General features: G+C 69.1%; 10 protein-coding genes. 7 read left to right on the forward strand and 3 right to left on the reverse strand.

Translation table 11 applies throughout. The features are described from left to right. The first annotated feature begins 22 nt into the window (after nucleotides 1-22). Entirely contained in the window at nucleotides 23-2107 is a 2085-nt protein-coding gene (locus AB0I54_RS43125; protein WP_363301846.1) for a hypothetical protein, read from the forward strand. 10 nt (nucleotides 2108-2117) lie between these two features. Here AB0I54_RS43125 and AB0I54_RS43130 read toward each other — a convergent pair whose 3' ends face one another. Continuing rightward, nucleotides 2118-3320 (reverse strand): erythromycin esterase family protein, encoded by a 1203-nt coding sequence (locus tag AB0I54_RS43130; protein ID WP_363301847.1) that lies wholly within the window; start codon nucleotides 3318-3320, stop codon nucleotides 2118-2120. Nucleotides 3321-3378: 58 nt separating this feature from the next. On the opposite strand from AB0I54_RS43130, the gene AB0I54_RS43135 reads away from it, so the two are divergent. Beyond that, the gene (locus tag AB0I54_RS43135) at nucleotides 3379-4110 is read left to right on the forward strand and encodes a TioE family transcriptional regulator (RefSeq protein WP_363301848.1); all 732 of its coding nucleotides are present in this window, start codon (nucleotides 3379-3381) and stop codon (nucleotides 4108-4110) included. 58 nt (nucleotides 4111-4168) lie between these two features. On the opposite strand, the gene AB0I54_RS43140 is transcribed toward AB0I54_RS43135, so the two are convergent. Next, complete coding sequence (locus tag AB0I54_RS43140; protein ID WP_363301849.1) at nucleotides 4169-4960, reverse strand: hypothetical protein; 792 nt, start codon at nucleotides 4958-4960, stop codon at nucleotides 4169-4171. A gap of 298 nt (nucleotides 4961-5258) precedes the next feature. On the opposite strand from AB0I54_RS43140, the gene AB0I54_RS43145 reads away from it, so the two are divergent. The 4 genes from AB0I54_RS43145 to AB0I54_RS43160 all read left to right on the forward strand — a co-directional run bounded on the left by AB0I54_RS43145 (nucleotide 5259) and on the right by AB0I54_RS43160 (nucleotide 9058). Beyond that, nucleotides 5259-6206 carry an ATP-binding cassette domain-containing protein gene (locus tag AB0I54_RS43145; protein ID WP_363301850.1) on the forward strand — a complete coding sequence of 316 codons (948 nt, stop codon included), beginning with the start codon at nucleotides 5259-5261 and terminating at the stop codon, nucleotides 6204-6206. Beyond that, nucleotides 6203-7042 (forward strand): ABC transporter permease, encoded by an 840-nt coding sequence (locus AB0I54_RS43150; protein WP_363301851.1) that lies wholly within the window; start codon nucleotides 6203-6205, stop codon nucleotides 7040-7042. The genes AB0I54_RS43145 and AB0I54_RS43150 overlap by 4 nt, the downstream gene beginning before the upstream one ends. Nucleotides 7043-7121: 79 nt before the next feature. Continuing rightward, nucleotides 7122-8387 (forward strand): histidine kinase, encoded by a 1266-nt coding sequence (locus AB0I54_RS43155; RefSeq protein WP_363301856.1) that lies wholly within the window; start codon nucleotides 7122-7124, stop codon nucleotides 8385-8387. Beyond that, entirely contained in the window at nucleotides 8384-9058 is a 675-nt protein-coding gene (locus tag AB0I54_RS43160; protein ID WP_363301852.1) for a response regulator transcription factor, read from the forward strand. Before AB0I54_RS43155 ends, AB0I54_RS43160 begins: the two co-directional genes overlap by 4 nt. Before the next feature lie 55 nt (nucleotides 9059-9113). Here AB0I54_RS43160 and AB0I54_RS43165 read toward each other — a convergent pair whose 3' ends face one another. After that, nucleotides 9114-9527 (reverse strand): carboxypeptidase-like regulatory domain-containing protein, encoded by a 414-nt coding sequence (locus AB0I54_RS43165; protein ID WP_363301853.1) that lies wholly within the window; start codon nucleotides 9525-9527, stop codon nucleotides 9114-9116. A 162-nt stretch (nucleotides 9528-9689) separates the two neighbouring features. Here AB0I54_RS43165 and AB0I54_RS43170 point away from each other — a divergent pair. Next, nucleotides 9690-10042: transposase (locus AB0I54_RS43170; protein WP_363301854.1), on the forward strand; the 353-nt coding region annotated here is incomplete at its 3' end.

Below are 10042 nucleotides of genomic sequence, written 5' to 3' on the forward strand. Positions count from 1 at the left end.
CACCAGGAAGGTTCTCCACACCATGCGTCTGCTGAATCCCTTCTCCGCCGTCGCGTCGTCAGGCAAGCGCACCTCCACGTCCGTGGCGCCCCACGTGCAGATCTGTGCCCACACGGACGACGATCTGTACTTCATGACGCCAGACCTGTGGCAGTCCGTGCGTTCCGGAGTACCCCAGGTCAACGTCTACCTGACGACGGGCGAGGGCGACGGCATCAACCTCGCCATGGACGACGCCGCCCGAAAGACCGCCACGCCTGACTTCCCTGCCTACACGGCCGCCCGCCAGCATGGCATCCGGGCCGCCTACGCATTCATGGTCACCGGCAGCCGCCGAGCCCCCTGGCAGCGCTCCGCCATGAAGATCCGGGGAGTCACAGCAGAGATCAACCACCTTGACGAGGGCGGCATCACACTCGTCTTCCTCAACCTGCGCACCGGCCGGGGCGCACAGAACGCGAACCTTCTCGACCTGTGGCAGCAGAACAGCAAGAAAATCGCGACACTGCGCCCGACATCCAGCCCCATCCCTTCCCGATGCGATGGGCAGTCGCTGACCCGAGATGCCCTCATCGGCACACTCACCGAGATTCTTCAGGGCTACTCCCCCGCCGTCGTTCGCATCATGAACCCTGATCCTCAATGGACCGTGATCGACAAGAAGACAGGCGACGTCACCTATTGCGACAACTCCGACCACACAGCGGCGGCCCTCTTCGCCATGGCGGCGCTCGAGAAGTACGAGCGAACCGGCCGACAACGGCCCGCCGCCGTCGAAAGCTACGTCGGGTACTGCAACAAGCTGCGCCCGCGCAACCTCAGCCCCCAGCAAGCCGCCCGCAAGTTCTCCTACCTGGAGGTCTACGGCGGCGAGGACGGCCATGACTGCGAGCAACCGCCAGGCCTGTGCGGGGACAGGCCCCTCGGCAACCGTGCGTACAACCGCTTCTACGGGCAGAGCACCAACCATCGCTGGCATGCCGGCACCAACTGGCTCCAACTGCGGTCCGACGGAAGACTCGCCGCCTTCGCCGTGCTCGGCGGCCGGCCGGTCATGTGGACCCAGGACCGGCCAGGCGGTGACTCGTGGTCGGGACCGGCGCCACTGGGCCACCTGCCGGCCGGCGGCGGTCGCGTCGTTGCGCGTCTCGACGCTACGCGCGACGCCGGCGGCCGCGTCCACGTCATCGCGGTCAGGGCTGCGGTGGGCCCGTCCCCCGAACAGCAGCAGCGCAACCTGCTGCACATCGCCGAGGACCCCGTGACCGGCGAGTTCGGTGCCTGGAGCGACCTGGGCAGCCCGTACGGCACATCGGCCGAACATGAACCGCACCGTCGGTCCCTGGGCATGCCGGTGCTCGTTGCGTCCGGTGACGGCGTTCAGGTCGCGTTGCGCAATTTCGGCACCGGTCTCAGCTCCCGTCTCCTGACCGAGCAGGGATGGGAGCCCTGGAGCGACCTGAAGGGCAGTGTTCTGGAAGGCTTGGCTGCCGTCGCCAGGAGCGAAGGCACGGTCGAGTTCTATGCCACCAGCGGCACAAGCGGCATGGGTGTCCTGCGTTGGTACCAAACCACCCCTGGCGGGACCTTCACCCGCGACTACGGCACCCAACTCGCCCAGCCCGCCGCCCCCATGACCCTCATCGAGCAGCCGGACGGCAGCCTCCTGATGTACTCAAGGCAGCCCGGAACCGGGTGGCTCGTCGCCAACCGTCAACACCGTCCGAACGGCACGTGGAACACGCAGCCCGACATCGCCACCACCACTCCTGGCTTCGGTCCGCTCGCCCACACCGTACTGGCCGAGGGGAAAGCCGCGGCCCTGGTTCAACGCACCGACGAAACCGGACTCAGCCTCTGCGTTCAGCCCCTCGACGGCAGCCCGATACGGCAGGAGTGGACGCCGCTCGGCGGCGGCCCGTTCATCCACACCCCGGCCACATCCCTGGACGGCCAAGACCGGCTGGTCATCGCCTACATCGACGCCCAGGCCTGCCTCACCACACTCACGCTCGATCTGTCCAGCGACCGGGAACTCAGCACCCTCCCGTCTTGGAGCACCCATCACATACCGGGTTGTCAGTCGACGAGTCGCCGACAGCGGTGAACGAGAGCCATCAGCACCGGTTCTGCGGGACGTCCTTGACGAACACGATCGCATCGCTGTCCGCCAGGTGGGCCGGGTCGAGCGGGGCGTAGCCGAACCAGGGCGAGACACGGGGCGCGGGGCACCTGTCGCCCAGGACGGTGGCCAGCCGCGGGGCGTCGATGACACAGCGGTCCTGCGGGAGGGTGTACAGGAGTCCTTCGACGGTGTCCGGCGGCGGCGCGTCCACTCCCTGGTGCCGGATGGTGCCGAGGGCCGTGGCCACGAAGGCGTACTCCTCGCCGAGCCGGGCGCTCACCAGCGCACCGGCGCTCCACCACTCCACCGGCCCTTCCCACAACTGCATCGAGCTCTTCACCCGCTGGAGGTGGGAGTTGTGGGCGTGGATGAGCGCCGGGCCCCGTTCGGCGAGGGCGAGGAGGTTGTGGGCCATCATCTGGTCCCGCACGCCCACCAGTCGGGTCATGCGGGCCGGTGAGGTGTCGGCCATCCAGTAGTGGTAGCGCAGCATACCGGTGGCGGTGCGTCCGTACAGGCGTGCCCGGTCCCAGTCGTCCCGCGAGGTTGCCGTGATCAGGTGTGGCGTCTGCTCGTCGAACAGGGCCACCAGGTCGTCGGCGAGCAGCCGCAGCCGACCGGCCTCGGCCGACTGCCCCACGGACCGGGCCGGGTCCATCATCACGGCGGGATCGGTCCACCGGTCGTCGGTGCCGAGCAGGTGGTCGAGTGTTTCCGCCGTGCAGGGGAGCAGGTTCGCGTTCACCCGGGCCGAGAGGTAGGCGTGGAGCTCGGTGAGGGCCTGCCGGGGGCTGGCGGCGCCGGTGATTTCCAGCGGGCCGTCGACACCGGCGAAGCGGAGCTGTTCGGACGCGGCCCGGCCGTCGTTGTGGGCACGCATCCAGCGCACGAGTTCGCGGTTGGCCGCGGAGGCGCCCCAGCCATGACTGAATCCGTGCTCCATGACCACGTCGAGGGTGCCCGTGCCCGAGGTGACGTAACCGTCCACGACCAGGCCCTTCATGCAGTCGCTCTCGATCGCGATCGTCCGGTAGCCCTCCTGCTCGACGAGCTGCCGGACGAGGTCGTTGCGCAGGTCGAGCAGTGTGTCCTCGCCGTGGGTGGGCTCGCCCAGGGCCAGCAGCCGGGGCCGGGCAGGGAGCAGGCTCATGATGGCGGCAGCCTCGACGGCCCGGGCGGTGATGTCGGTAGCCATGCCTTAAACGGTATCGTTGAACCTTCGATTGAAACTTTGCCGCGATATCGTCGGTGCCATGGGGCAAAACCTTCAAAGCGCCGTGCGGCTCAGGCCGATCGATCTGGCGCGCGGGCACGGGCTGTCCACGCAGGCGGTCAGGAACTACGAGGAGGCCGGCATCCTTCCGGCTGCCGGTCGCACACCCCACGGCTACCGCACCTATACGCCGCTGCACGCGCGAGCCCTGCGCACGTTCCTCGCCCTGGTGCCCGGCCACGGTCACCCGACGGCGACGTCGATCATGCGGTCGGTGAACGAGGGGGCGGTCGACGAGGCGTTCCGTCTCATCGACGAGAGCCACGCCCAGCTCCTCGACGACCGCCGGACCCTCCAGGCCGTGGAGCGCGCCCTGCGCGATCTGGAGCCCGCCACGGCGTCCCACCCCGACACCGCGTCCGGGGCCGACGGCACGTTCATCGGGCCGCTGGCAAAGAAGCTCGCAATCCGTCCCGCGACGCTGCGCAAATGGGAGCACGCCGGACTGGTGCGCCCGCGCCGCGACCCGCTGACCGGGTACCGCGTCTACGACGAGTCCGACGTGCGGGACGCCCGGGTGGCCCACCAGCTCAGGCGCGGCGGCTATCTGCTGGAGCAGATCGCCCCGCTGATCGCCCAGGTACGCACGGCCGGCGGGCTGGAACCGCTGGAGGCCGCACTGGGCGACTGGCGCGGCCGGCTGTCCGCCCGGGGACGCGCGCTGCTGGCCGGGGCCGCCGAGCTGGAGGCGTACCTCCGCGAGCGCGGATGAGACTTCGGCGGTCGGCCGAAACCTACTACGCCCGCCGTCCAACCCTCAGCCCTGGCCGTCAGACCGTCCGACCACCCGACACGTCGTCACGGGAGACGGCCAGGTAACCCACGAACGACACGATCGCCACCGTCCAGGCGAGGGTCACCGGGCCCAGCCCCAGTCCGAGCCCGCCCCGGGCATGGCCGAGCGCCATCCAGTCGGCCAGGGATGCGCCGAGGGGACGGGTGATCACGTAGGCGGTCCAGAAGGCGGTCACGGCGTTCAGGCCGGCGAAGCGATGGGTGACTGCGGGCACGCAGATCGCGGCGGCGAAGAGGGCGACAGAGCCGAGGTATCCGAAGCCGACGGTGGCGGTCAGGTCGCCGGCCGCCGTGCCGAGGGCGAACGTGGCAAGAACCGCCGCCCAGTAGAAGGCCTCCCGGCGGCGGGTGCGGATGCTGAGGATCGACAGGGTCCGCTCGCTGGCGTACCACAGGGCGAATACGGCGACCAGTGCGGTGAGGAAGAGCGGTGTGGACACCGTGTAGGAGATGCCGAGGCCGACGTGCAGGACGTCGGCCGCCATCGTGCCGAACACACTGACCATGACGACGCCGGTCCAGTAGACCCATGCGACGTACCGGCGGACGGCGAGCTGAACGGCCAGGGAAGCCACGAGGGCCAGACCACCGAGCGCGACTGCCGGTACCGGGCCGAGCGAACGGGCCAGCAGGTCCGACGCCGTCTCGCCCATTCCCGTGGTCAGCACTTTGATGATCCAGAAGTAGACAGTCACTTCCGGCACCTTGTTGGCCATGGCACGGAGGGGGGCGAGGGGGCGGTCATCGAGAAGGTGCTCTGTGGTCATGAAGCGCACGATGACACGGTGAAGTCCCGGTGCCACAGGTGCCTTTGCCATTGTTTTGAGGCTTCTAATGCATGAGTTTCAAAACCGTGCCGACAGCCTGACCGCAACCTGAACATGTTGACGACATCCCTGGTCAGGCGGGTTGAGTCAGTGATAGACGGCCCGTGTCCGTAGTACCGCGGTACCACCGCAGCGCCCGGGTTCAGCCTTCGGTACCACCGATCCGGGCGATTGCGAACTTAGGTTGTGGGTGTGGCGTCGGACCCGACGGACGCCGAGCCCGAGAGAAAGAGCGCCAATGATCGACGCACGGCAGCTGACCAAGAGGTACGGGGAGAAGACAGCCGTCGACGGCCTGGAGTTTGTCGTGAAGCCGGGTACGGTGACCGGCTTTCTGGGCCCCAACGGAGCGGGTAAGTCCACGACGATGCGCATGATCGTCGGGCTGGACGCCCCCACGAGCGGCTCCGTCACGGTGAACGGCCACCACTATGCCCGGCACCGTGCGCCGTTGCAGGAGGTCGGCGCGCTCCTGGAGGCCAAGTCGATTCACCCGGGCCGCTCGGCCTACAACCACCTCAGGGCATTGGCGCTGACCCATGGCATCCCACGCCGCCGAGTGGACGAAGTCATCGACCTCGCCGGCCTGGGCAGCGTGGCCAAGAAGCGCGCCGGCGCCTTCTCCCTGGGAATGGGCCAGCGGCTCGGCATCGCCGCGGCACTCCTGGGCGACCCGCAGACGGTGATGCTCGACGAACCCGTCAACGGACTGGACCCCGAGGGAGTGCTCTGGATCCGCAACCTGCTGACGTCGCTCGCCGAGGACGGACGCACGGTGTTCGTGTCGTCGCATCTGATGAGCGAGGTTGCGCTGGTGGCGGACCACCTGATCATCGTCGGGCGCGGTCGGCTGCTGGCCGACACGACCGTGCGGGACCTGGTCCGCGAGGCGGGTGGCGACACCGTGCGGGTGGCCACGCAGGACCCGGCGCGGTTGAGGGACGTCCTGGCGGGGCCGGGCGTCGACATCACCGGGCACATCGGCTCGGAGGAGTTGCAGGTGACCGGGCTGACCTCGCGCGAGATCGGCCTGAAGGCCGCCGAGCACGGGATCGCACTGTTCGAACTGAGCACCCGCCAGGTGCCGCTGGAGGAGGCGTTCATGAACCTGACCCGGGATGCCGTGGAGTATCACGGTTCCACGACCGGCACCGAGACCGTCGAGGCCCTCGGGAGGCCGGCATGAGCACCCTCACGGAGACCAGGGAAGCACCTCCGACCAAGACCGCTCGCCCTGCCTACCGGGTGACCGGTCGGCGTGTGCTCGCCTCGGAATGGGCCAAGCTCTGGTCGCTGCGGTCGACCTGGATCACGCTGGGACTCGGGCTGCTGTTCCTCGTCGCGTTCGGGCTGATCGCCGCGAGCCGCTACAAGTCGGGGATCGGCTCCGGCCGCATGGACCGGGACTTCGCTCGTTCGACCGCCGTGAGCCTGTCGCTCTTCGGTACGAACTTCGCCCAGCTGGCCCTGGGTGTCCTCGGTGTGCTGATCACAGCGGGTGAGTATTCGACCGGCATGATCCGGTCCACCCTGGCGGCGGTGCCGCGCCGGCTCCCGGTGCTGTGGTCGAAGGCGGCCGTATTCGGCCTGGTGGCGCTGGTCACCGGAACGCTCGGCGTGTTCACCGCCTTCCTGTTCGGCAGCCGGATCGTCTCCGGCACGCCCGCGGCCATGGACTTCTCGCATGCCGGAGTCGTACGGAGCTTGCTGGGAGCCGGACTCTACCTCGCCCTGGTCGGCGTGATCGGCACGGCCTTGGGCGCCCTGCTGCGCTCGGTGGCCGGCGGCATATCGGTCCTGGTCGCCGTGCTGATGCTGATTCCCGGGCTGGTCTCCCTGTTGCCCAGCTCATGGCAGGACGACATCAGCCCCTATCTGCCGAGCAACGCGGGCGAGTCGATGTTCGCGCTGACCCACGACGCCACCAGCCTGTCCCCCGGGTCCGGGCTGCTGGTCTTCCTCGGCTGGACTGTGCTCGCACTGTCCGGGGCGGCATACAGGCTGCTGCGCAGCGACGCCTGACACCCTGCATGATGATCAGGTGACCACAGTGACCTCCGTGCCCTCCGAGGCCACCGCGTCCCCCGAAGACCTCGACGGGATGGGACCGCTGGTCGCCCGCCTCTCCCGGGCCGGCCAGCGGCTGCGGCAGGCCGACCAGGCACATCCGTGGGTACTGGACACCACGGTGGTGGCACTGGTCTTCGTGATGTTCTGCCTGCCGGACCTGCTGCACACCGGGAGCGGCGACAGCGACGGGCCGCGCCGCTTCCGCCTCGCCTTCACCCGGCTTCCCGTCGTGGGGATGCTGGCGCTGCAGACCGGGCTCGTAGTGCCCCTGCTGTGGCGCCGCCGCGCGCCGGCGGTCGCCTTCGGCGCCGTCACGGCCGTGTTCGTCCTCCAGTGGTCGCTGGGTGCCGCGCTGCGTGCGGACATCGCCCTGTTCATCGCCTTGTACAGTCTCGCCCTGCATGGGCGGATACGGCAGCTGCCCTGGGCCTGCGGGGTCATGGCAGCAGCCATGGTGCTGGTCGCGGTGCGGGTGTCGGTGGCCGTCTCGGTCTGGGACGCGCTGTTCTTCCTGCTGAGCACGGCAACCGCAGCCCTCGCGCTCGGCCTCGTGGTGCGCATTCGCCGGGCCCAGCTCGCGGGGCTGCGGGACCGGGCGGCCCGCCTGGAGATCGAACGCGACCAGCGCAGCCGGCTCGCCGCCGCGGCCGAACGAGCCCGAGTGGCCCGGGAGATGCACGACATCGTGGGCCACAACCTGTCCGTCATCATCACCCTTGCCGACGCGGGGGCCTACGCCACCGCCGTCGCTCCGGAGCGGGGCAGGGAAGCCCTTCTCCTCGTCGGCGACACGGGTCGCCAGGCCCTCGGCGAACTCAGACGCGTGCTCAGCGTCCTGCGCGAGGCGTCGGACGGTCCGCAGGACGGGCCCGAGCTCAGCCCGCAACCCGGCCTCAGGGACATCGACGCACTCTGCGAAGGGGTGCGTGCCGCGGGCCTGGCGGTCGTCTACCGGACCGCCGGTGACGTGGACCATCTCGACAGCGGGGTACAACTGACGGTCTACCGCATCGTTCAGGAAGCCCTGACGAACGTGCTCAAGCACTCCGGAGCCGGCACCCGGGTGAACCTGTCGATCGTCGTGAAGGACACTCGGCTGACCGTCACGGTGCAGGACACCGGTCCGGCCGATGCCACGTCCGGCCGTCCGGACCCGGCGAACGAGGAAGGACACGGTCTGGTGGGCATGCGAGAACGTACGGCTCTCTACAACGGGACCCTGAGCGCGGGTCCCGCCGGCCGCGGGTGGACAGTGCAGGCCACCCTCGACCTCGTATCCCCAGGCGGTGCCCAGTGACCACCGTACTCATCGTGGACGACCAGCCGCTGCAGCGTTACGGCTTTCGCATGCTGCTCGACTCGGTCCCCGAGACAGAGGTCGTCGGTGAGGCAGCTCATGGCGCGGAAGCGGTCCGCATGGCGGCCGAGCTCCGCCCCGACGTCGTCCTGATGGACGTCCGTATGCCCGGCATGGACGGTATCGAGGCCACCCGCCGCATCACCGCCGCGGGCGACCGATCCCGCGTCCTCGTGCTCACCACGTTCGACCTCGACGAATACGTGCACGCAGCCCTGCGCGCCGGAGCGAGCGGCTTCCTCCTCAAGGACGTCCGCCCGGAAGAGCTGCTCTCCGGCATCCGTGCCGTTTCCGTCGGCGACGCTGTGATCGCTCCCGCGCTCACCCGCCGTCTGCTGCACGAGTTCGCCCAGCTGGTGCCCCGTTCGGGTGAGCTCACCGAAGATCCGAGACTGGGCAGCCTCACCGACCGGGAACGCGAGATCCTCGTCGCCATCGGGAAGGGCTGGACCAACAGCGAGATCGCCTCGAACTTCGTCCTGTCCGAGTCCACCGTGAAGACTCACGTCGGCCGGGTCCTGGCCAAGATCGGCGCACGCGACCGCATCCAGGCCGTGATCTTCGCCTACGACCACGGCCTGGCCCGGCCTCATGCCGGGAGCACCGACTGAGACTTCACGATGTGACGCCAAGTGCGCCGGTGTCACGCCGCCCCCGTCACAGGCTTCAGCGGATGCCGGAGTCGAAGGAGACGACGATCGTGGTGAACCGGCCGCCGGTGACGGTGACCGACGCCGGTGGGGCGATCGGGGCGACGGCGCCAGTGAGGTTGGCGGGGCGGACGGTGTAGGTGCCCGGCGGCAGCGAAATGCGGAAGTGGCCCTCGGCATCGCTGGTGGCTTCGGCGATCGTCCGTGCGGGATCGCCCCTGGTGATGGTCAGCCGGGCGCGCAGGGGCCGGTCGGGGCACGGGCTGTGCTCACGGATCACCGGGCAGCCGCCGTCGACCATGGTGCGGCCCCTGATCCCGGAGTCGGACGCGTCCGGCGATCCGGCTCCATGAGAGTCCCCGCATCCGGCGGCCGAGACCGCGGCGGCGAGCGCCAGGACGGCGAGCGCGGTCCGAAGGTGGCTCTTCATCGGGGCTCTCCTTTGTGGATACCCCGGCCTTCAGGCCGGGGAGGAAACGAAGCTCCTGCGGAGCAGGGCAGGGAAAGCCGGTTCACCGCCAGGGCGGACCGGCGTCCACCATCCACCGGACCGACTTCCGCCACTCACACGCGAGTTGATAGAATGTGAGACATGACGCAGACGGTGAAGCGGGCTTTCAAGTACCGCTTCTACCCCACGGACGAGCAGGCAGCTGAGCTGTCGCGCACGTTCGGCTGCGTCCGCCTCGTGTACAACAAGGCGCTGGAGGAACGCACGCGCGCTTGGTACGGCGAGCAGCGCCGCATCTCCTACGTGCAGTCGTCGGCCGCGCTGACCAAGTGGAAGAAGACGGAGGAACTCGCCTTCCTGACGGAGGTGTCCTCTGTTCCGCTCCAGCAGGCGCTGCGTCATCTTCAGACGGCGTTCGGGACCTTCTTTGCCAAGCGGTCCCAGTACCCCCGGTACAAGAGCCGGAAGAAGTCCCGGGCGTCGGCGGAGTACAC

The organism is Streptomyces sp. NPDC050625 (assembly GCF_040654755.1).
Classification (GTDB): Bacteria; Actinomycetota; Actinomycetes; order Streptomycetales; family Streptomycetaceae; genus Streptomyces.

Bases quoted from the DNA above. Each gene is read 5' to 3' on its own strand.
- AB0I54_RS43125 (WP_363301846.1), top strand. From the start codon at position 23: ATGCGTCTGCTGAATCCCTTCTCCGCCGTCGCGTCGTCAGGCAAGCGC.
- AB0I54_RS43130 (WP_363301847.1), bottom strand. From the start codon at position 3,320: ATGGCTACCGACATCACCGCCCGGGCCGTCGAGGCTGCCGCCATCATG.
- AB0I54_RS43135 (WP_363301848.1), top strand. From the start codon at position 3,379: ATGGGGCAAAACCTTCAAAGCGCCGTGCGGCTCAGGCCGATCGATCTG.
- AB0I54_RS43140 (WP_363301849.1), bottom strand. From the start codon at position 4,960: ATGACCACAGAGCACCTTCTCGATGACCGCCCCCTCGCCCCCCTCCGT.
- AB0I54_RS43145 (WP_363301850.1), top strand. From the start codon at position 5,259: ATGATCGACGCACGGCAGCTGACCAAGAGGTACGGGGAGAAGACAGCC.
- AB0I54_RS43150 (WP_363301851.1), top strand. From the start codon at position 6,203: ATGAGCACCCTCACGGAGACCAGGGAAGCACCTCCGACCAAGACCGCT.
- AB0I54_RS43155 (WP_363301856.1), top strand. From the start codon at position 7,122: ATGGGACCGCTGGTCGCCCGCCTCTCCCGGGCCGGCCAGCGGCTGCGG.
- AB0I54_RS43165 (WP_363301853.1), bottom strand. From the start codon at position 9,527: ATGAAGAGCCACCTTCGGACCGCGCTCGCCGTCCTGGCGCTCGCCGCC.